The following is a 23,490-nucleotide window of genomic DNA, read 5'->3' on the forward strand; positions in this document are numbered from 1 at the left end:
CATCGTGAACAAGAAATTAGTCCATTTTGCATTATTAGCTATGTTAGGAGTTTCAACAGCAATCTCGCCAATTACAGCTTATGCATCAGTTGATTCAGATATTGAAAGCACAACGAACAAATTAACAGAATTGCAAAAAGAAGAGCAATCTGCTCAAGCTTCTTTAGTGGAAATCGCTGAAACTATTAAAGACAATGAAGTTAAAGCTGAATCTTTAGTAGCTGAAATGACAGCAACGCAAAACCAATTGGAAGAACTGAAAACTAAAATTGCTGATTTAACTGAAGCAATTGAAGATCGTGAAGAAAAGCTGGCTATGCAAGCTCGTTCAGTTCAGAGAAAAGGGAATACTGGAAACTTTGTAGAGTTCTTACTAGAAGCTGACAACGTAGCAGATGCCTTAGCGCGTATGGATGTTGTAAGCAACTTGGTAAAAGCAAACAAAGATTTAGTTACTGCTCAAAATCAAGATAAAGAAGCAATAGCGAAAGCAGAAAAAACAACTGAAGAAAAACTTCAAGAACAAAATCTATTGGCTGCAGAGTTAGAGTCTGCTAAAGCTGATCTTGAAGCTAAAAAGCTTGAAAAAGAAGTAGTTGTAGCAACAATTGCAGCTGAAAAAACAGTTGTACAAGAGCAAAAAGAATACTATTTGTCATTAAAAGAAGCTGCTGAAACAGAAGTAGCTACATTAACTTCTATTGATGCAGAAATTGCTTCTGCTGTAGAAAACGCTGGAGAAGAAACAGTTGTTGCATCAACTGAAAAAGATTCTTCAGAAACTGCTGCTAAACCAAAAGCTGAACAACCAACAACAGTAACGACTGCTCCTGCAGGCGGAGTATGGGCAACTGTACAAAACGCTGCTTATGCAGTGTCAGGAACACCTTACTTGTATGGTGGTAACACAACTTCAGGTTTTGACTGTTCAGGCTTTACAACTTATGTATTCAAGAAAGCTGGTATCACTCTTCCTCGTACAGCGAGCGGACAATACGGAGCTTCTACAAAAGTTTCTCAATCTCAAGCACAACCTGGAGATTTAGTATTCTTTAGTCAATCTGGCGGAATTGATCACGTAGGTATTTATTTAGGAAACAATAAATTTATTGGTTCACAAAGTTCAACTGGAGTAGCAGTTGCTGAAATCAGTCAATCATACTGGGGCAAATACCTAGTAGGATTCGGACGTGTAAACTAATTATCGTTCCTAAAAAGAAACACCCCCTAATTAGTCAACGATGATAAGTAAAAGACTTCACTCTTTCTATTTAAGAAAGAGTGAAGTCTTTTTTTTTATAAATAGTAAAATATATTTACACTGCCTTATGGTATAGTAGAAGTAAGAGACGCATGAATATACTTAGTCTGTAAAAGCAACTGTAAATTTTTTGTAAATTGTATTGTCTTTGTAAAAGTTAAGATTATCGTATGTTTGTTTGATAGAATAGATATTAGAGCTGGGGGAGAAGTAGAAATATGATCACAAATTTACTTAGTGCACTGTTATTATTTTTTATTCAACCAATTTTTTTAGTGGGAATTATTGTAGCAATACTATTGTCTGTACGCAGAAAGAAGCAAGAGCGAAAACTTTTTCGTGTGGCTATCAATAAAGACAGCAATGAAATAAAGGATTATTTTTTGAAAGGGCTCTTACCTGGTTTGATTTCATCTATTCTTGTGGTGGCAGCAGGGATCCCGATTACGATTGAAGCAGTGATCATCTATCAACTACTCGTGTTACTCGCCTTCATTATTGGAGGGCACTTTATACATCCAATATTTACCATACCTTTGACTGCTTTTATTCTATGGGGGGCTAATAAAATCGGATTATGGGAGCAGTTGCCAAATCCTGCCAAAAACTGGTATGAAGGTTTTGCCCAGAATGAGTGGATAAATAGTTCATTGATTCAAAATCTATTGATCATAACATTGATCCTACTATTTCTGACAGTTGTTCAGTTGATGAAACAAAAAGAAAAAAACTATTCGCCAAAAATGATAGAAACTAAAAGAGGGAAAAAAATTGCAGCATACCAGTTGACGCCATTTTGGGTTATTCCGTTAGTGTTGATTATTCCGGGTGAGGCATTTACGGATTTGTTTGAATGGTGGCCTGTTTTTTCTATCGGCGAGTCAAGCTATTCTTTCTTGATCTTACCAATACTAAGCGGGTTCAAATACACTGTGCGATCTCAGGTGCCAAGAGAAGCTACTGTTAAGTTAGCCAAAGATTTATTGGTCGTTGCAATCTTTAGTGCACTCTGTCTTGCAGGAGCTTATTGGATACCACTGTTAACGTATATTGGAACAGCGATTGTATTTTTAGGCGGTATAGCAGTATACATTCGTCATACCTTAAGAGAAAAAAATGGGCGTCAATTGTATGCACCCGCTAATGAAGGCTTAAAAGTAATCGGCATAAGACCTGATACCCCTGCTGAAAAAATGGAATTGCAAATCGGGGAAACTGTCGTGATGTGTAATGAAATCCCTATAGAAACGGAAGAGGACTTTCATGAGGCTCTTTCTAAAAACAGTGTTTACTGTCGGTTAAAAGTGAAAGATACTAAAGGCGAACCTCGTTTGACAGAAACAGCGTTATATGCGGACGATCCTCATGGTTTAGGGATTGTATTTTTACCTTGATAAATAAAAAGAAAAAGATTAACGGAGGCATAAGATGAAAAAAGTACTCATTGTAGATGATGAACCTTCAATTATCACTTTGCTAGCTTTTAATTTGGAAAAAGAAGGATATTCAGTTAAAACCGCTTCGGATGGATTAGAAGGATATGAATTAGCGGCTACGAACCAATATGATTTTATTATTTTAGACTTAATGCTTCCTTCTATGGATGGAATGGATATTTGTAAAAAATTGCGTCAAGAAAAAGTAAATACACCTATCCTGATGTTGACAGCTAAAGACGATGAGTTGGAAAAAATTATTGGGCTTGAATTAGGTGCTGATGATTATATGACAAAGCCTTTCAGTCCTCGTGAAGTATTGGCAAGAATGAAAGCTATTATGCGTCGAATCGGCGAACAAACGGATACTGCCGAAAGTGATCACGCAAATGAAGCAGCAGATGAAGAAGAAAAAGTACAAGTAGGAGAAATCGTCATTTACCCTCATCAGTACGAAGTTTTAGTTCGTGGTGATTCGATTGAATTGACTCCTAAAGAGTTTGAGCTGTTGTTGTATATGACGAAAAGACTAAATCGTATATTGAGCAGAGAGCAGTTGCTGAATGCGATATGGAACTTTGATTACGCGGGGGAAACGCGTATTGTTGACGTCCATATTAGTCACTTGAGAGAAAAAATTGAAGTAGATACCAAGAATCCTGAATACATCAGAACCGTACGAGGTTTTGGATACAAATTTGAGGCGCCTAAAGTATGAAGCAACTCCATTTAAGAATTCTCAGTACCTTTGTGATTATCTTTGTTTTATTCAGCTTGGTATTTGGGTTCTTTTTGAACAATTTATTAAGTGAACACTCAAGAGACAGGCAAAGGGATGCATTGATTGAACAAGCGCGTTTAATGAGTTTCTTTTTGTCAGAAAACATGGAGGCTGATGCAAATACTTCAGAAATCATGGAGCAGGTAAATAACTTATCCATTCAATTAGACGAACGGATAACCATCATTGGAGTGGATGGAGAGGTTGCATTCGATTCTGAGACCAATGCTGAAGAACTTGAAAACCATGCTTACAGAGAAGAAGTAAAAGCCGTTCTAAACGGGGAAGCGTATGGTATAGGATCGAGAGTAAGCAGCAGTACGGGCGTAGAAGAGTATTATGTAGCTATACCATTACTTGATCCGTCTGGAGAAATGAGCGGTGTTCTACGCTTATCTCAGCCCGTCGATACGATTACGCAATTGTATAAAGAAATCAATCAATCACTGATCATTTTTATTTTGATCGCTGTTTTGGTAGCTTCCTTTATTACCTATTTAACGACTAAACGTATTGTGCGACCGATAGAAGAAGTAATGGATGTCACGAAAGAATTGTCTGAAAAGCATTATAATGCTCGCTATTCCGGACAAGGATTCGGTGAGATTTCTAAATTAGGCTCAACAGTCAATGAGTTAGCGGAAAGCTTAGAAAATCAAATGCTGCAAATCAAACAAAATGATGAACGATTGTATGAGCTGATCAATCACTTGGTCATTGGAGTAATGTTGTTGGATAATCAACGCAATATCCAAATGGTCAACCCTGCAATGAGTCGGATTTTAGGAGAAGATACCTCTCAGTTGTTAGGAAGTTCTTATGTGGAAGCTATTAAGAGTTATGGGCTAAGTCATATCATTGAACGAGCCTATAGAAGAAAAAAAGCTCAAAACAATGAAATTTACTTCTACTATCCGGAAGACAAGATTGTAGATGCCAATATTGTACCGATTAACGGAAAAAAACCTGGTGAATTAAACGTTATCGTCTTACTTTACGATATTACTGAAATCAGGAGATTAGAGAAAGTCAGAACGGATTTCGTTGCAAATGCTTCTCATGAATTGAGAACGCCTGTAACTGCTTTAAAAGGTTTTGCAGAAACGTTATTGGATGGAGCCAAAGAAGATAAAGAAATACTGGAACAATTTTTAGAAATCATGTTAAAAGAAAGCATTCGATTAGATTCTATTGTAAATGACATTTTGGAGTTGTCTCGAGTGGAACAAAAACAAGTTCCATTGAAATCAGAAGATGTGAGAGTGAAAGATGCAGTAGAATCAACATTCAAATTAGTAAGGCAAAAAGCTGAAAGCAAACATATGGAGCTCATCGTTATAGAAGAAGACGAGATGACGATTCAAACGGATCTTAACCGGTTGAAACAAGTTTTGGCTAATTTGATCAATAATGCGATCGTCTACACGCAAGAAAAAGGAAAAGTCACAGTCAAGATTTATAGAGAACACGAATTTGCAGTTATTGAAGTAAAAGATAACGGTATTGGTATTCCTGAGGACGAGCAAGACCGGATCTTCGAGCGTTTCTACCGAGTGGATAAAGCAAGAAGCCGCAACTCAGGTGGAACAGGGTTAGGATTGTCTATTGTAAAATATTTAGTCGAAAATTTACACGGGACGATTTCAGTATCCAGCAAATTAGGGTTGGGAACAACTTTTACTGTGAAATTGCCTTCACAGTTAATTTAAAGAATGAAAAATGTATCAACAACATCTTTTTACCTATAGGTAGTTATTCCTATAGGTGAAAGGGTGTTTTTTTGTTTATGAGCGAATAGTTGACTGTAAAGGACAAGTTGGAGGATAAAAGTATACAGACATCATCTGGAAGAAATGACGATAGCAATGTCTTGTTTAATATTTTAGGACGTTCATATACTAAGCATTTACCTTAAATTAATAAAATTTACATAGCTTAGACGAAAGATTACATAAAGTCGATTAAAAATTAATATTCAGAGTTTAACATAGGGTTTGTGGACGAGCGGATGTGGTCCAAAAAAACCAAACAAAAGGATGGGGAAAAATGGATTTCAAAAAAATATCTAAGTACATGTTAACAACTGGAGCAGCATTATTATTAGCGGCTTGTGGCGGCGGAGAATCAGGAGCTGAGAATCAAGACGGAGAAACAGCAAGTGGAGGCAGTTTTGATACATCGCAAACAATCAACGTCATCACTCGTGAAGACGGTTCAGGTACAAGAGGCGCATTTACAGAAATCACCGGTGTTTTAGTAGAAGATGGAGAGACTGAGTCAGACAACACTTATGCTGGAGCGACTATTCAAAACAGTACTAACGGGGTAATGACCACTGTATCAGGCGACCCTACATCTATTGGGTATATTTCATTGGGTTCTCTTAATGACACTGTAAAAGCATTGAATATTGGTGGAATCGAACCATCTACTGAAACTGTTCAAGATGGATCCTATGAAATTGCGCGACCATTCAATATTGCATATAAAGATGAATTGAGTGAAGTAGCTCAAGACTTCTGGACATTTGTCATGAGTGCTGAGGGACAAGAATTGGTTGTTGGAGAAGGATATGTGGAAGCTGTAACAGATGCGCCTGCATACGAAGCAGCTGAAGGACTTTCTGGAAATGTCAGTGTGGTAGGATCTACTTCTGTAACACCGGTCATGGAAGTACTTGCTGAAGAATACTCGAACTTGAATCCAGATGTAACAATCGACATCACTTCAAATGGGTCATCTGCTGGTATGACAGCTGCAATGGATGGATCAGCTGATATTGGTATGGCTTCTCGTGAATTGAAGGAAGAAGAATTAGCTGAACTAACCTCTGAGCCGCTTGCAATCGATGGAATCGTAGTAATCGTTCATCCAGACAACACAGTTGAAGATTTGACTATGGAGCAAGTAAGACAGATTTATACAGGAGAAGTGACAACTTGGGCAGATGTCGCTGAATAATTGAAACATCGCATAACAAACAGCACATAATTTTACAGTCAATGCTACAAGCCCGCCTTAGCAATGTGAAGCGGGCTTGTAATTAGTTATATGGGGTAAAATAAATCAGGTATAATTTTACAATTATCCATAAGTATAGTTGGTGAAACTATGTTTATGAATGATTTACTCTATTACACAAAGGAGAAAATCTTATGAAAGCAAAAAAAGTAGAAGGATTTATGCAAGGTGTGTTTTTAATTTCTGCCTTGCTGTCGGTCTTGTCTATTATTCTTATTATCATTTTTATGTTTGCGGGCGGCGTCCCTTTTATGTTGGAATACGGAATAGCAGACTTTTTGTTTGGAGATCGCTGGTCACCTTCTAATACACCGGCATCATTTGGTATTTTGCCGATGATCTTAGGATCTATCTTTGTCACTCTTGGAGCCATTGTCATAGGAGTTCCGATTGGGATATTGACAGCAGTTTTTATGGCGGAGTTTTGCCCGCCAAAATTGCACAGATGGTTAAAACCAGCAGTGAATTTGATGGCAGCTATCCCTTCAATTGTCTATGGCTTTTTCGCTTTACAATTGATCGTTCCCATTATGAGGAATTTTTCTGGAGGAACGGGAATGAATATGCTGACAGCTATGATTTTATTAGGCGTCATGATTTTACCAACGGTTATTGGACTTTCGGAATCCAGCTTGCGTTCAGTACCTAGATCGTATTACACCGGAAGCATGGCACTAGGTGCGACGCATGAGCGCACTGTTATGAAAGTCATCATGCCGGCTGCAAAATCGGGGATTATTTCTTCTATTATATTAGGAGTAGGACGAGCAATAGGAGAGACGATGGCGGTCGTTTTGATTGCTGGAAACCAACCGATCATTCCTCAAAGCATCACTAGTGGAGTGCGTACTTTGACAACTAATATTGTCTTAGAAATGGCCTATGCTGCAGGTGAGCATAGAGAAGCTTTGATTGCTACAGGTGTCGTACTTTTCGTGTTTATTTTGATCATAAACGGTGTGTTTATGTTCATCAAACGAAAGGAGTCTAGAGCATGAGCAGTAAACTGATTAGAGGGCTTGTTTATTTGTCAGCAGCATTAACATTTACTTCATTAGTGTTCATCTTGCTGTACATTTTCGCAAATGGGCTTCCTCACTTGAATTCGGATATTCTTTCGTGGAACTTTACAACGGATAACCAATCATTGGTTCCATCACTGATTACGACATTTATTGTATTAGGGTTGACGTTATTGATTGCAACTCCTATTGGCGTGTTTACAGGTTTTTATCTAGTAGAATATGCTAAAAAAGGAAATAAAGTCGTGGGAATCATAAGAATGGCGACAGATACGTTAGCTGCTATTCCTTCTATTGTTTATGGATTATTCGGAATGTTGTTCTTTGTTACTTTTTTAGGGTTCCAATACAGTGTAGCAGCAGGGGTTCTGACTTCCGTGATCATGGTTTTGCCATTGATCATTCGTTCGACAGAAGAAGCATTGATGGCGGTCAATGATTCGTTGCGTGAAGCTAGTTTTGGTTTAGGAGCAGGAAAATTAAGAACGATATTTAAAGTCGTTTTGCCAGTTGCTATGCCTGGGATACTCTCAGGAGTGATTTTGGCGAGCGGCAGAATCATTGGAGAGACTGCTGCTTTGATGTACACATTAGGAACTTCTTCTAATTTGCCTAGTGGGTTGTTCTCGTCAGGAAGAACATTAGCTTTACACATGTACGTTTTATCTAATGAAGGAATACATGTCAATCAATCTTTTGCTACAGGTGTAGTGTTGATCATATTTGTGCTGGTAGTCAACGGACTATCGACATTTCTTAGCAATAAGCTCGCAAAGGGGACGAAATAATGAGTAAAATCAGTATAAAAGATATGGATCTATGGTATGGAGATTTTCAAGCGTTGCACGGAGTAAGTCTGGAGATTCCAAAAAATCAAATCACAGCATTTATTGGACCATCAGGATGCGGAAAATCGACATTGATCAAGAGTTTAAATCGAATGAACGATTTAGTAGAAGGTTGTCGTATAGAAGGCGATATTATGCTGGATGGAAAAGATATTTACAAAAGTACTATGAATGTAAACTCATTGCGTAAAAATGTTGGCATGGTGTTTCAACAACCCAATCCTTTTCCAATGAGCATTTACAATAATATTGCGTATGGTCCAAGGACACATGGGATTACGGATAAAAAACAACTAGATGAGATTGTAGAAAAGAGCTTACGTGGAGCAGCGATATGGGAAGAAGTTAAAGACGACTTGAATAAAAACGCATTGTCTATTTCTGGTGGTCAGCAACAACGAATCTGTATCGCACGGGCATTAGCCGTTCAACCAGAAGTCCTTTTGATGGATGAACCTACGAGTGCTTTAGATCCGATATCGACAGCTAAAATTGAAGAATTGGTCACAGAGCTGAAAGAGAAGTATACTATAGTTATGGTTACCCATAATATGCAGCAAGCTTCTCGTGTTTCAGACCAGACAGCATTCTTTTTTAATGGGCGGATCATTGAATCTGGAGACACTAGAGACATGTTTACCAATCCCACAAAAAAACAAACTGAAGATTACATTTCTGGTCGCTTTGGATAAGTGGTGAAAATGAAAGAATGTCTACGAGATAAAGTCTCATTTAAAAATGTAAGCAATAATGGTAAAATGGAGTTTAAGGAATTAAGAGAAAATATGAAACAGAAAGAGGTTCTTCAATGAGACAAAATTTTGAAGAGGAATTAAATGATTTACATGTGCATTTTTCAGAAATGGGAATGATGGTTAGTGAGGCAGTTTATAAATCTGTAAAAGCTTTTATCAATCACGACAAAGAATTAGCTCATAATGTGATCGAAAACGATGTGGCGATCAATAACCGGGAAGCAGAGTTGGAAAAAAAATGTTTTGAATTGATCGCTTTACAACAACCAGTAACCAGCGATCTAAGAAAAATCATTACAGTTATGAAGGCTTGTGCTGACCTAGAGCGTATGGGAGACCATGCTGTCAGTATCTCTAAATCGACGATTCGGGTTAAAGGAAATAAACGCGATCCGAAAATAGAAGCTGAAATCGCGGACCTTTCAGAAATCGTCAAAAAGAGAGTGGAAGAAGTACTTGAAGCTTATTTGCAATATGACGTGACAAAAGCTCGAGAAATCGCTCAAAAAGACGATCAAATCGATGAAGCTGCACATTCGATCACAGAAAAAGCGATTGAGGATATGAAGCGCAATTCAGAATTGGTCATTGGAGCTGCCGACTATATCTTAGTGGCATCTTATTTGGAACGAATCGGAGATTATGTAACAAATATTTGCGAATGGATCGTATACCATGAAACTGGAAAAGTAGTCGAGTTGAATACAAAGAATAAAGATATCTAAGAATTCTATGAAAAAGTAGTGGTAGTTATCTAAATATGGCTAAAATTACCAAATCTTTCACTTTTTAAATGAGTCATTATAAGGTAAAACGAAGAACGTTGAAACTATAAGAGTTTCAACGTTTTTTTGTTGAGTAATTATATAATGAAAGGGTTTACTATTAATTGTCTTTACATAAAATTTACAATAATGCTATATAAGATTTACAAAGTATCGGTATTATGGTTTTGGGTTAAATTTATGTATAATGTTTACATAGTCAGTTTGTAAATAACTGTCATCTCATAGGAGGTACATGATGAAATTTAAAAAGTTCCGAGCACTTTTAGTGGTCATGGCTAGTTTAGTATTAACAGCCTGTGGTGAAGTAGTGGATGAAGAGTCTATAACAGCAGTTGGTTCATCAGCTTTACAACCTTTAGTAGAAGCAGCCGGAGAACAATACAGCGCAGAAAATTTAGGTAAGTTTATTAATGTTCAAGGTGGAGGAAGCGGTACTGGTTTAAGCCAGATTGCTGCTGGAGCAGTAGATATTGGAAACTCTGATATCTTTGCCGAAGAAAGTGATGGAATCGATGCGTCTAAATTAGTCGATCATCGCGTTGCGGTAGTTGGAATCACACCAATCGTTACACCTGGTACTGGAGTGACTAATGTTACGCTTGAAGAATTGCAAGGTATCTTTACTGGTGAAATCACCAATTGGAAAGAATTGGGCGGTAAAGATCTGCCGATTACAGTGTTGAACCGTTCTTCAGGAAGTGGAACAAGAGCAACTTTTGAAAAATGGGTCCTTGAAGAAGGAATGAAAAGTATCGTATCACAAGAACAAGAGTCGAGCGGTACGGTTCGTCAAATCATTGCTAATACGCCGGGAACAATTAGTTATGTAGCTTTTTCATATGTAAATGAGGATGTAGAAGCATTGTCTATCAATGGCATTGAGCCTACTAATGAAAATGTAAACAGCAACGATTGGATCATTTGGTCTTACGAACACATGTATACGAATGGAGAACCTACTGGATTGACAAAAGATTTTATGGATTACATGTTATCTGACGAAATCCAAGACAACTTAATAGGAGCTTTAGGATATATCCCTATCAAAGATATGGAAGTCGAAAGAGATGCAGAAGGTAATACATCTCCTGTAGAAGATCCAGAATAGAAGATTTATAAAGCTGTAAGTTAATGAAAGAGACGACTGTCTATCTAGACAGCGTCTTTCATTGTGCATGAGGTCAATGAGTACAAGGAGGTTTTCTTTTGGAAGAGACACAAAGCAAGTTTATGCAAAAATCAAGTAAGCGCAAAATTGAACAGTTTGGAAGAACCATCAGTTTCATTTGTATTGCTTTTATTGTATTGATCGTATTATCTATTTTGTATTTTGTTATCAGTAAGGGAGTTTCAACATTTACAACCGATGGGGTATCAGTTATTGATTTCTTATTCGGAGATATTTGGAGACCAGGTGAAGTAGGAGAAAACGGTGAGCCGTTGGTCGGAGCTTTGCCAATGATTTTAGGGTCTTTCTTTGTTACTTTGCTATCTGCTTTGTTAGCTACTCCATTTTCAATTGCAGCGGCAATTTATATGGTGGAAATCTCTCCTAAAGCAGGGAAGAAAATTCTACAACCGGTTATCGAATTGTTAGTTGGTATTCCGTCTGTTGTATACGGGTTTATTGGACTTACAGTTGTTGTACCGTTTATTCGAAGTATATTTGGCGGTACGGGATTCGGTATCTTATCTGCTACAATCGTTTTATTTGTTATGATATTGCCAACTGTTACGAGTATGGCTGTAGATGCTTTAAAATCCGTTCCGCGTCATTATCGTGAAGCGTCATTGGCAATGGGAGGAACACGCTGGCAAACGATTTATAAAGTTGTTTTGCGTGCTGCTACCCCCGGTTTATTGACAGCCGTAGTATTTGGGATGGCACGTGCTTTTGGAGAAGCTTTAGCGGTTCAAATGGTTATCGGGAATGCTGCAATGGTTCCTACTGATTTGATCACTCCTGCTTCAACATTAACGAGTATTTTAACAATGAGTATGGGGAACACAGTTATGGGAACCCTTGAAAATAATGTACTATGGTCACTAGCAACGATTCTTTTAGTGATGGCATTGTTCTTTAATATCCTAACACGTTGGATCGGTAAGAAAGGAGCAATGAAATAATGAATTCAAAAAAAGCAGACAAAATTGCAGTAGGCGTTATTTACGTTATGTCAGCAGTTATTGTATTAATTCTAGCTAGTTTATTGCTCTTTATTTTATGGCGCGGACTACCTCAGATTTCATGGGAATTCTTAACAGCTCCTGCTAAATCTTTCCAAGTTGGTGGGGGAGTTGGGATCCAACTCTTCAACTCATTTTATTTGTTGATATTGACCATGCTGATTAGTACACCTTTAGCTTTAGGTGCGGCTATTTACTTATCAGAATACGCTAAACAAAACTGGCTGACAGATTTTGTACGTACAGCTATTGAAGTTTTAAGTTCTTTACCTTCCGTAGTAGTCGGATTATTCGGTTTCTTGATTTTCGTTATTCAATGGGACTTTGGATTCTCTATCCTTTCTGGTGCCTTGGCTTTAACGATTTTCAACTTGCCTTTATTAACCAGAACTATTGAAGATTCTTTACAGGCCATCCCAGCAACTCAAAGAGAAGCAGGACTGGCACTAGGATTATCTCGTTGGGAAACAGTTACAAGAGTTATTCTTCCAGCTGCATTACCAGGGATTATCACGGGTATGATTTTAGCAGCAGGGCGTATTTTTGGTGAAGCCGCAGCTCTTATCTATACAGCAGGGCAAAGTGCGCCGGCTCTAGATTTTACAAACTGGAACCCTCAATCGATTACAAGTCCATTGAATATTTTCCGACCAGCAGAAACATTAGCGGTTCATATTTGGAAAATTAACAGCGAGGGTGTAATGCCGGACGGAGAACAAGTATCTGCCGGAGCATCAGCTGTATTGATTCTTGCCGTAATGCTATTTAACCTAGGATCACGCTACCTAGGAAGAAAACTACAGAAAAAAGCCACATCAGAATAACAGCATGTGGAAGCCGCTGTCCTGACTCGGCAGAAAAATCTATTCTCTTTTTAGAGGATGTTCTTTGTCCTCAAAAAAGAGAATGATTTTACCGAGAGTCAAGCGGCTGCAACTGACCTAAAAGGATATTGAGAGGCCTTGGGTAGCAATGACGCAAAATTTATCTTTTTTGCAAAATTGCTAGGCCTCGCAACTCTACTCAAACAGCATGTGGAGCGACCCGGGAGAAATTGAGCACTAACGAAGTCCAAACGCAAGCAACCCAGCGCAGCGGTTGTGCGGATTAAACAGCGTTAGGCGGAGATTTCTGGGGAGCGCAACTGACCTATAACAGCATGTGGAAGCCGCTGTTCTGACTCGGCAGGAAAATCTATTCTCTTTTTAGAGGATGTTCTTTGATGAGAGACTTCCAGCTTCAGCTGGTGTAGTCGAACAATATAAGAATGAGCGTAAGCGAAAGGTTAAACCTTGAAACATATGTAGTCATTGATACAGCTCGATCAAACTAAGTGGCTAATCAGCTTTCAGCTGGAATGGAGTTCCTTATGTAAGGAAACTCATTTTACCCACTAGGAATAAAGGAGGACTTTTATAATGAAAAGTCAATCAACTCAAAATACGAACATCATTACTTTAAAAGATAAATCAACAGTAGCTTTAGAGACAAATGATTTACATGTGTATTATGGAGATAATGAAGCTATCAAGGGAGTTTCATTGGAATTTGAGAAAAACAAAATTACTTCTTTGATTGGACCAAGTGGATGTGGGAAATCAACGTATTTAAGATCTTTGAATCGTATGAATGATGAAATTGAAATAGCTAAAGTAACTGGTGAAATCTTGTATAAAGGCGTAGATGTGAATGCATCAAATATCGATGTATTCGAAATGAGAAAAAACATCGGTATGGTATTTCAACGCCCTAATCCTTTCAGTAAATCCATTTATGACAATATCGCGTTTGCTTTGAAAAGACATGGTTTAAAAGATAAAAATGAATTAGATGAAATCGTAGAAACAAGTTTAAAACAAGCAGCTTTATGGGATCAAGTGAAAGACAACTTGCACAAGAGTGCATTAGCTCTATCTGGCGGACAGCAACAGCGTTTATGTATTGCACGCGCAATAGCCTTGAAACCAGATATCTTATTGTTAGATGAACCTGCTAGTGCTTTAGACCCAATCTCCACGGCTCAAGTAGAAGAGACGTTGTTGGAGTTAAAAGAAAACTATTCAATTATTATCGTAACTCACAATATGCAGCAAGCATCACGTATCAGTGACTACACAGCCTTTTTCTATTTAGGAAATGTGTTGGAATATGATGATACAAGAAAAGTATTTACACGTCCTAAAATTCAAAAAACTGAAGATTATGTTTCAGGTAACTTTGGTTAAGAAGGGAGTAGTAATTGACAGTGAATGAAAAAATTATTGAAACAAATGATGTTCATTTGTACTATGGCAAAAATGAAGCATTAAAAGGCATTACACTTGATTTTAATCCGCATGAAATTACAGCCCTTATCGGACCAAGTGGATGTGGAAAGTCAACGTATTTAAGAACACTGAATCGTATGAATGACTTGATTGAAAATGTAACAATCACAGGTCAAGTGAAATTTCGAGGTAATGATATTTACAGTCCAAAAATGGACAAAGTTGAATTAAGAAAAAAAGTGGGAATGGTTTTCCAACAGCCTAACCCATTTCCTTTCTCAGTATTTGATAACGTGGCTTACGGGCTGCGAATAGGCGGTATGAAAGACAAAGAAAAAATCCAACACATCGTTGAAGACAGTCTGAAAAAAGCAGCAGTATGGGATGATGTTAAAGACAAACTGCACAACAGCGCTTTAGCTTTATCTGGTGGGCAGCAACAACGTGTCTGTATTGCACGTGTGTTAGCTGTAGAACCGGAAGTTATTTTGCTAGATGAACCTACTAGTGCTTTGGACCCGGTATCAAGCGGTAAAATCGAGAATATGCTGCTGGAATTGAAAGACGATTATACTATGATCATGGTAACGCACAATATGCAGCAAGCATCACGTATTTCAGACAATACAGCATTCTTTTTACAAGGTGACTTGATTGAACACGGAAAAACAAGACAGATCTTTACAACTCCAAGACAACAAGAAACAGAAGATTATATTTCAGGTCGTTTTGGTTAAGATGTTTTAGAGAGATAGATTCGGTCTATCTCTCTTTTTTTGCCATTGAACTGAATTGCCGTAAAAAAAGATTGGAAAATATCCATTAGTAGAGATGAAAACAGTCTTAACTATACCAATACAAAAGGTTATTGATTGTTTTAGTTCTAAAAAGGAACAATCATTGGATTTTTTTAACAATTCAGTGCATAATAATAAGTAACATATAAATGCTCTTATAACAGATAAAAAGACTATATAAATGAAGGTGATTTGAGATGAGAAAAGTATTTGAAGAAGAATTAAACGATCTGCATGTCCATTTTTTTCAAATGGGAAAAGCTGTACATGAATCAATTGAGAAATCAATAGAAGCCTTTATAAAACATGATAAAGCTCTTGCACAAGAAGTGATTGATAATGATATTCATATCAATCAACTTGAAGTTGCGTTAGAGCAAGACTGTATTGAATTAATTGCATTGCAGCAACCTGTAACTACAGATCTAAGAAAAATTATTACAGTTATGAAAGCTACATCTGATTTAGAACGAATGGCAGACCACGCGGTGAGTATTTCAAAATCAACGATTCGAGTTAAAGGAAATAAACGCGAATACGATATTGAAAAAGCGATTTATGAAATGTCTGTAAAAGTTCTTTACATCGTTCGAAAAGTTTTAGATGCTTACGTAATCTTTGATGCTGATGAAGCCAGAAGATTGGCAGCTCTTGATAAAGAAGTCGACATGATGGGCAAAGAACTATATGCAAAATGTATTAAGTTTATGAAAAATGACCCTGAAATCGTACTTGGAGCGACAGACTATCTGCGGGTAACAACTTATTTAGAACGAATAGGAGACTATTCAACAAATATCAGCGAATGGATCGTTTACTTGGAAACAGGAAAAGTAGTAGAATTAAATACGCAAAATCATTTAAAAGATATTTAATATTAGCAGAAAAGTAGAACGGAACTGAGATCATAACCTCAGTTTCGTTCTATTTTGTTTACACTACCTTGTTCATATGATAATATTATCATATGAACACACATACATATGATGAACGGATTCAACAAGGAGGATAATGATGGAGCAAAACACAACTTCAACTTTAAACATTGAAACGATAAAAAAAGTCAGCGAAATATTTAAGGTATTGAGCGATCCCACTCGAATAGCTATTTTATCTTTGCTGGATGGGAAAGAACTAAATGTAGGAACTATTGCAGATCAATTACAAATGGAACAATCTGCTGTATCCCATCAATTAAGATTGTTAAAAGTAGCTCGTTTAATAAAAGCCAGAAGAGAAGGCAAAAATATGTATTACAGTCAGATGGACGAGCATGTTTATAAAGTATTGCAACAAGTAATCGAACACGCTCAAGAATGACAGAGAGGAACAACGGAGCAGGAGGGAATTGAAATGGAAAAATACAAACTTCAGGGAATGCACTGTGCAAATTGTGCTAAAAAAATGGAAGCAAAACTACAAGCATTGCCCCAAGGAGAAAAAATCTATATAAGCTTTAGGGATAGTGTATTGTATGTACCTGAAACGGTTGATATAAAAGCTGTAAAAAAAGTGGTGGGATTTGATAAAGTTTTGCTGGATTCTTTTTCAGAATCCGATCATCATAATGCCCACCACCAGAGTGAAAAACATAGTCACGGACACCATCACCATCATCATGCATTGAACGATGGAAAAGAAGCATCAAAGAATATGCAGTTGGTTTTTGGCTTGAATTTGCTGTTTTCTATTGCAGAATTCATTTTTGGAGCAGTGTTTAATAGTGCGGCCATTTTATCAGATGCTGTTCATGACTTGGGAGATTCTTTGTCTATTGGTTTAGCATGGGTATTTCAGAAAATTTCTACAAAAGAAGCCAATACTAAATACAGTTTTGGGCATCGACGTTTTTCTTTGCTTGGAGCTTTAACGACATCGGTCGTACTGATTATAGGATCTATTTTAGTTATCCTTCACAGTGTTCCTTTATTGTTTGATCCGCAACCAGTCAATTCGAAAGGGATGTTTTGGCTCGCTATTGTTGCTATTGCAATCAATGGGTTTGCTACTTGGTTGATGAGCAAGGGCTCTTCAGCAAATGAAAAAGTGTTGAGCTTGCATATGCTGGAAGATGTTCTAGGATGGTTGGGAGTATTGATTGTTGGGGTCGTATTGAATTACCGAGATTGGTATATTTTAGATCCGTTGCTTTCTATTGCTATTGCAACTTTCATTTTAAGTCGCACACTGCCTAATTTCTTAGAATCTGCCAATGTGTTCCTAGAGTCGGTGCCAAAAGATGTCGACATCAAGTGGCTGAATGAAGAAATCCGCAAATTGCCTTATGTCCATGCAGTATCTCATTTGCATATCTGGTCAATCGACGGTCAAGAGAATGCCTTTGCTGTAACAGTGTATGTTTCTACAACAAATACAGAGGATATTGACACTATTCGCGAACAGATCCGTTTGCTGGTGAAAGAATATAATGTTACGCACTCTACTATCGAAGTAGTGACAGACATGGAAGAATTGGTTCAATAAACAGTAAATTGCCGAATTGTTCTTATCTTGAATCTCTTGTATTCTTTGCAAAGGTCAAAGAAGTATGCTAGTATAGAAAAAATTTACTGTTTTCTTGAAAGGGTGGTATAGATGGGGATGCATCAATACATTAAAAGTTTAAGTGACTTAGAAAATATTATTCGTTTATCAGGGAAGTTTAAATTTGAAGAGCATTCGGTTGCTGCTCACTCTTTTAAAGTGACACAAATTGCGCAATTTTTAGGAACTGTGGAAGAACAGGCTGGGAATAAAGTGGATTGGCGTTCGTTATACGAAAAAGCGTTGAATCATGATTATACAGAACTGTTCATCGGAGACATTAAAACGCCGGTGAAATATGCAGATCCAGCTTTGAGAGATAAATTAGCCAAAGTAGAAGAGAAAATGGCGAAAAACTTTATTGAGACAGTTATTCCTGAAGAATTTCAAGCAGCCTATGTCAACCGCATGAAAGAAGGCAAAGACGAATCTTTAGAAGGACAGATTTTATCTGTCGCGGATAAAATTGATTTATTGTATGAATCATTCGGAGAAATTCAAAAAGGGAACCCAGAACCTGTATTTGATGAAATTTATGAAGAATCGCTCAGCACGATCGTACAATTTAAACACTTAACCTGTGTTCAATATTTAATCAAAGAGATACTTCCAGATTTATTAAGCGGTGATTATATGAACCAAGCGCAAATACAAGTCATCTCTCAACGAATCATCAATGAAATGGAAGAAAAAATCGGTTAAAGTGAACAAACGTTCGATAATTAAAAAGACTTGTGGTAAAATAAGCAAGAATAGGATACATAAAATTGTCCTATTCTTTTATTTCGCGATAAAATGAAAACTATACAATAGTAAACATTAAATATAAAGGATGTAGTTAAATGCCAAATGATAAAATTGTTGTCCGCGGTGCACGTTCTCATAACTTGAAAAATGTTGATCTTACTATTCCTCGTGATAAACTGATTGTTCTGACTGGTCTTTCCGGTTCTGGAAAAAGTTCGTTAGCTTTTGATACCTTGTATGCAGAAGGTCAAAGACGTTACGTTGAAAGTTTATCTTCTTACGCACGACAATTCTTAGGTCAGATGGACAAGCCTGATGTTGACAGTATAGACGGGTTGAGTCCAGCTATTTCCATTGATCAAAAGACAACCAGCAACAACCCGCGATCTACAGTGGGAACTGTTACTGAAATCAATGACTATTTGCGTTTGCTTTATGCTCGAGTAGGTCATCCGATTTGTCCGAATGACGGGACAGAAATCACACGTCAATCGATTGAACAAATGGTTGATCGAATTATGGAATACCCAGAAAAAACAAAATTGCAGATTCTAGCGCCGGTTATTTATGGCAAAAGAGGGCAGCACAAAAAAGTTTTCGACAAGATCAAAAGCGAAGGTTATGTTCGCGTCAGAGTCGATAAAGAAATGTACGATATTTCGGATGACATTGAATTAGAAAAAAACAAAAAACACGATATTGATGTCATCATCGATAGAATCGTGATTAAAGATAGCAACCGTTCACGTTTATTTGAATCACTAGAAGCCGCACTAACACTGGCAGATGGATATGCTATTGCTGATATTATCGGACAAGAAGAGGTTCTGTTCAGCGAACATTATGCATGTCCTTACTGCGGTTTTACCGTAGGAGATCTTGAACCGCGTCTATTTTCGTTTAATGCTCCTTTTGGTGCATGTGCAGAATGCGATGGTTTAGGAGCTAAATTAGAAGTGGATATTGACTTGGTTGTTCCGGATCCTTCTTTAACACTTAATGAAGATGCGATGCTGCCTTGGAAAGCAATCAGTTTCAACTATTATCCTGAATTGTTAAAACAAGCTTGCAAGCACTTTAAGATCGATATGGACACACCTTTTGAACAATTATCTGCTGAAGAACAAGATTTAGTACTGAATGGTTCTAAAGGTGAAATGTTCCGTTTCAAATACAAGAGCGATTTCGGCGGTGTCAGAGATACAAAAATGCCGTTTGAAGGGGTATTGACCAATATCAAACGTCGTTACAACGAAACAAGCAGCGACTATACACGCGAGCAAATGCGCCAGTACATGACAGAATTGCCATGTCCAGTGTGTGATGGAAAACGATTGAACGCACAAGCGTTGTCTGTGAAGATCCAAGGGAAAAATATTGGTGAAGTATGCGAGTATCCAATTCATCATACAGTAGAGTTTTTCGATCAATTGGAGTTGGGAGAACAAGAAACAGCTATTGCACAACCAATCTTGAAAGAACTGCATGATCGATTGACGTTCCTAAAAGATGTAGGGCTGAATTATTTAACTCTTGCTCGTACAGCAGGGACTCTTTCTGGTGGAGAAGCACAGCGGATTCGTTTAGCTACTCAAATTGGTTCTAATTTATCAGGTGTTCTGTATATCTTAGATGAGCCTTCTATTGGTCTGCACCAACGCGACAATGATCGATTGATTGGGTCGCTGAAAAAAATGCGAGATCTAGGAAATACGCTGATTGTAGTAGAACACGATGAAGATACAATGCGCGCGGCTGACTATCTAGTAGATATCGGTCCAGGCGCCGGCAGCAGAGGTGGAGAAATCATCGCTACGGGGACGCCTGAAGAGGTAGAAAAGAATCCGAATTCCTTAACAGGCGCTTATTTATCTGGTAAAAAGTTTATTCCGGTACCTGCTGAGAGACGTTTGGAAGACAATGGAGCGATTCGAATTACAGGCGCGGAAGAAAATAACTTAAAAAATGTCACTGTCGACTTTCCGCTTGGTCGTTTTGTAGCTGTTACAGGGGTTTCCGGTTCTGGTAAAAGTTCTCTGGTGAACGGTATTTTGAAACGTGCATTGAAACGAGAAGTGAATCGAGCTAAAAAGAAACCTGGTAAGTACAAAAAAATGACAGGTCATGAATCGATTGAAAAAATCGTCAGCATCGACCAAAGTCCTATTGGTCGTACACCAAGAAGTAACCCGGCAACCTATACAAGTGTATTTGATGATATCCGGGACTTGTTTGCCATGACAAATGAAGCAAAAATAAGAGGGTACAAAAAAGGCCGCTTTAGCTTTAATGTTAAAGGCGGACGCTGTGAGGCCTGTAAAGGTGATGGAATCTTGAAAATCGAGATGCACTTCTTGCCGGATGTATATGTTCCTTGCGAAGTTTGTCATGGGGCTCGTTACAACTCTGAAACCTTGGAAGTGAAATACAAAGGTAAAAGCATTTCCGATGTATTGAATATGACAATCGATGAGGCAGTTGGCTTTTTTGATGCTATCCCTAAAATCCATCGCAAGTTGCAAACTATTGTGGACGTCGGGTTAGGATATGTCACATTAGGACAATCAGCTACTACTTTATCTGGTGGGGAAGCACAACGGATGAAACTAGCTAGTGAACTGCATAAACGTTCTAACGGCAATAACTTCTATATTTTAGATGAACCTACTACAGGATTGCACACAGATGATATCGCGCGATTATTAGAAGTTTTGAATCGTTTAGTAGAAACCGGGAATACCGTTTTAGTTATCGAGCATAACTTAGATGTCATTAAGACGGCCGACTATGTTATTGATTTAGGTCCAGAAGGTGGAGAAGGCGGCGGTACCATCGTAGCCACTGGAACACCGGAAGAAGTTGCAGATGTAAAAGGCAGCTACACTGGAAAATATTTGAAAAAGATTTTACAAAAGGCAAGCAACACAAAATAATCTAAGAGACAAACAGGAGGCTTTTTATTCCTGTTTGTTTTTTCGTTCGCCCAGCATGGGCGAACTCTAACGGGTGCAAGTCCCGAATGCGACCTGACAGTGGTAAGCATATAGCTGACGGCAAGGGTGTCCACCGTGAGGTGGAATCTGAAGGAAGCCTAAGGCAAAACTCTGGTCTGACGAACAGAAATCACATAAGAGGTGAGTCGAGTGGATAAGGCTGCGAAAGAAGCTAAAGTCCGATAACTGTCCTAACTCGAAGCATAAATGTGGCAGATAGATGGAGTGAAAGAGTTCGCACCTTAACTGGGGAGGTCTCATGACGTTATACCAAATACACTTAGTGATAAGTGCTTGACTCATGAGAAGTCAGCAGAGGTCGTAGTAGTGAAGACAGCTAGTGAAAGCTAGAAAGAGCGAAGGACCGAACAATTTTATCGTTACAAACATCTTTATTGGAGGCCGCCAAAGACTATTGGCTACGACAGCGTAAAAGTAGATAGCTGCCTTACGAGAGCAGAAAAGGAGTAACAAGCATGCAGGAAAACAGGACACTGGATAGAATCCTATCCAGAAATAATTTAAACGAAGCCTTTCGACAAGTGGAACGGAATAAAGGTGCCGCAGGCATTGACGGTATGTCTATCGAAGAGGCTAAAGAATATCTTCGTCAGCACAAAGAAGAGCTTATTCAGACTATTCGTCAACGTCACTATCAACCTAAACCTGTCAGAAGAGTAGAAATACCTAAACCATCGGGTGGGGTCAGACTACTGGGTATACCGACAGTGGTTGACCGAGTTATTCAACAAGCGATTGCACAAGTTCTCACACCCATTTTTGACGAACACTTCCACAACAGTAGTTATGGATTCCGTCCAAACCGCAACGCCCATATGGCTATAGCGCAAGGGCTAAGAGATATGAACGAAGGTTATCACTGGATTGTCGACATTGATTTAGAGAAGTTCTTTGACACTGTTAACCATGATCGACTGATGAATCTAGTTTCTCGGAAAATAACCGATGGTGATGTGATATCATTGATTCGGAAATATCTCGTGAGTGGCATTATGGTAAACGGAGAATATGAGGAAAGTCCAGTTGGCACTCCCCAAGGGGGAAACCTCTCGCCATTATTGAGTAATATCCTCTTAAATGAACTCGACCAAGAACTAGAGAGAAGAGGTCTACACTTCGTGCGATACGCAGATGACTGCATTATCCTCGTTAAGAGCGAATTCGCAGCAAGGCGCGTAATGCGTTCGGTTACACGATATATTGAGGAAACTCTGGGTTTAACTGTGAACACGAGTAAATCGAAAATCATTAAACCTAATGACCCAACCTTTAAATTCTTGGGATTTGGATTCTATTGGTCGAAAGCAGATAAAGGCTATCAAGCAAAGCCTCATGCCATATCAATCGAGACGTTTAAATATAAGCTTCATCAGCTAAGCAAGAAAAGCTGGGGCATTGATATGGCTTACCGCATCGTTAAATTGAATCAAGTCATCAGAGGATGGGTGAACTATTTCAAAATAGGAAATATGCACACAAAACTCAAGAAAATAGCGAGTCATCTTCGTTATCGACTGAGGATGTGTATCTGGCACCAATGGAAAACAGCCAAAAATCGAAGAAGAGCCCTCACTAAACTAGGGATGAGCGACTACAACGCCTACATGAATAGCCACAGTTCCAAAGGAACTGCCCGAATAGCCCTGTCCTGGGTTATGACAACCACAGTAACCAATAAGATACTAGCCTTCAAAGGTCTAGTATCTCCAGATAGTTACTATTTAAGACAAAAGCATGTTATATGAAATTGAACCGCCGTATACCGAACGGTACGTACGGTGGTGTGAGAGGACGATAAATAAATTAATTATTTATCTCCTACTCGATTGTCGTCTCTTTATGGTAAAATGATGAGGAAAGATAAATTCTTTGATAAGACTATAGAAAGTCTTTAAAATCGTTCTTAAGTCCTATGACATTTTTCCCTTACTATTGCATAATAAGTGTATAGCAAAGAACTTGAATCATTTAACAAATAGAAACAACACATTCAGGTAGTCTGGTAAAGCATAAGGAGGAAAA

Annotated in this window: 20 protein-coding genes; all 20 read left to right on the forward strand. The window is 38.1% G+C overall.

The genetic code is table 11. The features are described from left to right. The first annotated feature begins 4 nt into the window (after nucleotides 1-4). The 20 genes from LMF32_RS08180 to ltrA all read left to right on the forward strand — a co-directional run bounded on the left by LMF32_RS08180 (nucleotide 5) and on the right by ltrA (nucleotide 23,213). Nucleotides 5-1,201, forward strand: a complete 1,197-nt coding sequence (locus LMF32_RS08180; protein WP_230524456.1) for a C40 family peptidase — start codon at nucleotides 5-7, stop codon at nucleotides 1,199-1,201. A gap of 278 nt (nucleotides 1,202-1,479) precedes the next feature. Beyond that, nucleotides 1,480-2,655, forward strand: coding sequence for a PDZ domain-containing protein (locus LMF32_RS08185; RefSeq protein ID WP_230524457.1), 1,176 nt, complete (start codon nucleotides 1,480-1,482; stop codon nucleotides 2,653-2,655). Between the two features lie 34 nt (nucleotides 2,656-2,689). Beyond that, nucleotides 2,690-3,415, forward strand: a complete 726-nt coding sequence (locus LMF32_RS08190) for a response regulator transcription factor (protein WP_230524458.1) — start codon at nucleotides 2,690-2,692, stop codon at nucleotides 3,413-3,415. Nucleotides 3,416-3,570: 155 nt separating this feature from the next. Continuing rightward, a complete protein-coding gene (locus LMF32_RS08195) occupies nucleotides 3,571-5,187 on the forward strand; it encodes an ATP-binding protein (RefSeq protein ID WP_230524459.1) in 1,617 nt (538 codons plus the stop codon). Between the two features lie 337 nt (nucleotides 5,188-5,524). Beyond that, nucleotides 5,525-6,439 carry a substrate-binding domain-containing protein gene (locus tag LMF32_RS08200; protein ID WP_092480687.1) on the forward strand — a complete coding sequence of 305 codons (915 nt, stop codon included), beginning with the start codon at nucleotides 5,525-5,527 and terminating at the stop codon, nucleotides 6,437-6,439. Nucleotides 6,440-6,633: 194 nt separating this feature from the next. Beyond that, nucleotides 6,634-7,497: a phosphate ABC transporter permease subunit PstC gene (gene pstC, locus LMF32_RS08205; protein WP_092480558.1), complete on the forward strand. Its 864-nt coding sequence runs from the start codon at nucleotides 6,634-6,636 to the stop codon at nucleotides 7,495-7,497. Beyond that, nucleotides 7,494-8,309, forward strand: coding sequence for a phosphate ABC transporter permease PstA (pstA, locus tag LMF32_RS08210; RefSeq protein ID WP_188205034.1), 816 nt, complete (start codon nucleotides 7,494-7,496; stop codon nucleotides 8,307-8,309). The genes pstC (LMF32_RS08205) and pstA (LMF32_RS08210) overlap by 4 nt, the downstream gene beginning before the upstream one ends. Then, nucleotides 8,309-9,061: a phosphate ABC transporter ATP-binding protein PstB gene (gene pstB, locus LMF32_RS08215; RefSeq protein WP_092480560.1), complete on the forward strand. Its 753-nt coding sequence runs from the start codon at nucleotides 8,309-8,311 to the stop codon at nucleotides 9,059-9,061. Before pstA (LMF32_RS08210) ends, pstB (LMF32_RS08215) begins: the two co-directional genes overlap by 1 nt. A 116-nt stretch (nucleotides 9,062-9,177) precedes the next feature. Beyond that, nucleotides 9,178-9,849: a phosphate signaling complex protein PhoU gene (gene phoU / locus LMF32_RS08220; RefSeq protein ID WP_230524460.1), complete on the forward strand. Its 672-nt coding sequence runs from the start codon at nucleotides 9,178-9,180 to the stop codon at nucleotides 9,847-9,849. A 295-nt stretch (nucleotides 9,850-10,144) separates the two neighbouring features. Next, a complete protein-coding gene (locus LMF32_RS08225; RefSeq protein WP_230524461.1) occupies nucleotides 10,145-11,020 on the forward strand; it encodes a phosphate ABC transporter substrate-binding protein PstS family protein in 876 nt (291 codons plus the stop codon). 98 nt (nucleotides 11,021-11,118) lie between these two features. Continuing rightward, the gene (gene pstC, locus LMF32_RS08230) at nucleotides 11,119-12,039 is read left to right on the forward strand and encodes a phosphate ABC transporter permease subunit PstC (RefSeq protein ID WP_092480563.1); all 921 of its coding nucleotides are present in this window, start codon (nucleotides 11,119-11,121) and stop codon (nucleotides 12,037-12,039) included. Beyond that, a complete protein-coding gene (gene pstA / locus LMF32_RS08235; protein ID WP_092480564.1) occupies nucleotides 12,039-12,923 on the forward strand; it encodes a phosphate ABC transporter permease PstA in 885 nt (294 codons plus the stop codon). Before pstC (LMF32_RS08230) ends, pstA (LMF32_RS08235) begins: the two co-directional genes overlap by 1 nt. 594 nt (nucleotides 12,924-13,517) lie before the next feature. Beyond that, nucleotides 13,518-14,324, forward strand: a complete 807-nt coding sequence (pstB, locus tag LMF32_RS08240) for a phosphate ABC transporter ATP-binding protein PstB (protein WP_092480565.1) — start codon at nucleotides 13,518-13,520, stop codon at nucleotides 14,322-14,324. A 20-nt stretch (nucleotides 14,325-14,344) separates the two neighbouring features. Continuing rightward, nucleotides 14,345-15,103 (forward strand): phosphate ABC transporter ATP-binding protein PstB, encoded by a 759-nt coding sequence (gene pstB, locus LMF32_RS08245; RefSeq protein ID WP_188205031.1) that lies wholly within the window; start codon nucleotides 14,345-14,347, stop codon nucleotides 15,101-15,103. Nucleotides 15,104-15,360: 257 nt separating this feature from the next. Further along, entirely contained in the window at nucleotides 15,361-16,038 is a 678-nt protein-coding gene (gene phoU, locus LMF32_RS08250) for a phosphate signaling complex protein PhoU (RefSeq protein ID WP_188205104.1), read from the forward strand. Nucleotides 16,039-16,177: 139 nt separating this feature from the next. After that, nucleotides 16,178-16,483 carry a metalloregulator ArsR/SmtB family transcription factor gene (locus LMF32_RS08255; protein ID WP_278046281.1) on the forward strand — a complete coding sequence of 102 codons (306 nt, stop codon included), beginning with the start codon at nucleotides 16,178-16,180 and terminating at the stop codon, nucleotides 16,481-16,483. 33 nt (nucleotides 16,484-16,516) lie between these two features. Then, nucleotides 16,517-17,647, forward strand: coding sequence for a cation diffusion facilitator family transporter (locus LMF32_RS08260; protein ID WP_230524462.1), 1,131 nt, complete (start codon nucleotides 16,517-16,519; stop codon nucleotides 17,645-17,647). A gap of 111 nt (nucleotides 17,648-17,758) precedes the next feature. Next, nucleotides 17,759-18,409 carry an HD domain-containing protein gene (locus LMF32_RS08265; protein ID WP_188205106.1) on the forward strand — a complete coding sequence of 217 codons (651 nt, stop codon included), beginning with the start codon at nucleotides 17,759-17,761 and terminating at the stop codon, nucleotides 18,407-18,409. 140 nt (nucleotides 18,410-18,549) lie between these two features. Continuing rightward, nucleotides 18,550-21,387, forward strand: coding sequence for an excinuclease ABC subunit UvrA (gene uvrA / locus LMF32_RS08270; RefSeq protein WP_230524463.1), 2,838 nt, complete (start codon nucleotides 18,550-18,552; stop codon nucleotides 21,385-21,387). A gap of 536 nt (nucleotides 21,388-21,923) precedes the next feature. Continuing rightward, nucleotides 21,924-23,213: a group II intron reverse transcriptase/maturase gene (gene ltrA / locus LMF32_RS08275; protein WP_230524382.1), complete on the forward strand. Its 1,290-nt coding sequence runs from the start codon at nucleotides 21,924-21,926 to the stop codon at nucleotides 23,211-23,213. The last annotated feature ends 277 nt before the right edge of the window (nucleotides 23,214-23,490 follow it).

It is taken from the genome of Desemzia sp. C1 (genome assembly GCF_020882875.1).
Lineage (GTDB): Bacteria > Bacillota > Bacilli > Lactobacillales > Carnobacteriaceae > Desemzia > Desemzia incerta.

Bases quoted from the DNA above. Each gene is read 5' to 3' on its own strand.
- pstC (WP_092480558.1), top strand. From the start codon at position 6,634: ATGAAAGCAAAAAAAGTAGAAGGATTTATGCAAGGTGTGTTTTTAATT.
- LMF32_RS08225 (WP_230524461.1), top strand. From the start codon at position 10,145: ATGATGAAATTTAAAAAGTTCCGAGCACTTTTAGTGGTCATGGCTAGT.
- pstA (WP_092480564.1), top strand. From the start codon at position 12,039: ATGAATTCAAAAAAAGCAGACAAAATTGCAGTAGGCGTTATTTACGTT.
- ltrA (WP_230524382.1), top strand. From the start codon at position 21,924: ATGCAGGAAAACAGGACACTGGATAGAATCCTATCCAGAAATAATTTA.
- LMF32_RS08190 (WP_230524458.1), top strand. From the start codon at position 2,690: ATGAAAAAAGTACTCATTGTAGATGATGAACCTTCAATTATCACTTTG.
- LMF32_RS08260 (WP_230524462.1), top strand. From the start codon at position 16,517: ATGGAAAAATACAAACTTCAGGGAATGCACTGTGCAAATTGTGCTAAA.
- phoU (WP_188205104.1), top strand. From the start codon at position 15,361: ATGAGAAAAGTATTTGAAGAAGAATTAAACGATCTGCATGTCCATTTT.
- LMF32_RS08200 (WP_092480687.1), top strand. From the start codon at position 5,525: ATGGATTTCAAAAAAATATCTAAGTACATGTTAACAACTGGAGCAGCA.
- pstB (WP_092480560.1), top strand. From the start codon at position 8,309: ATGAGTAAAATCAGTATAAAAGATATGGATCTATGGTATGGAGATTTT.
- LMF32_RS08255 (WP_278046281.1), top strand. From the start codon at position 16,178: ATGGAGCAAAACACAACTTCAACTTTAAACATTGAAACGATAAAAAAA.
- pstB (WP_092480565.1), top strand. From the start codon at position 13,518: ATGAAAAGTCAATCAACTCAAAATACGAACATCATTACTTTAAAAGAT.
- phoU (WP_230524460.1), top strand. From the start codon at position 9,178: ATGAGACAAAATTTTGAAGAGGAATTAAATGATTTACATGTGCATTTT.
- pstA (WP_188205034.1), top strand. From the start codon at position 7,494: ATGAGCAGTAAACTGATTAGAGGGCTTGTTTATTTGTCAGCAGCATTA.
- LMF32_RS08265 (WP_188205106.1), top strand. From the start codon at position 17,759: ATGGGGATGCATCAATACATTAAAAGTTTAAGTGACTTAGAAAATATT.
- LMF32_RS08185 (WP_230524457.1), top strand. From the start codon at position 1,480: ATGATCACAAATTTACTTAGTGCACTGTTATTATTTTTTATTCAACCA.
- uvrA (WP_230524463.1), top strand. From the start codon at position 18,550: ATGCCAAATGATAAAATTGTTGTCCGCGGTGCACGTTCTCATAACTTG.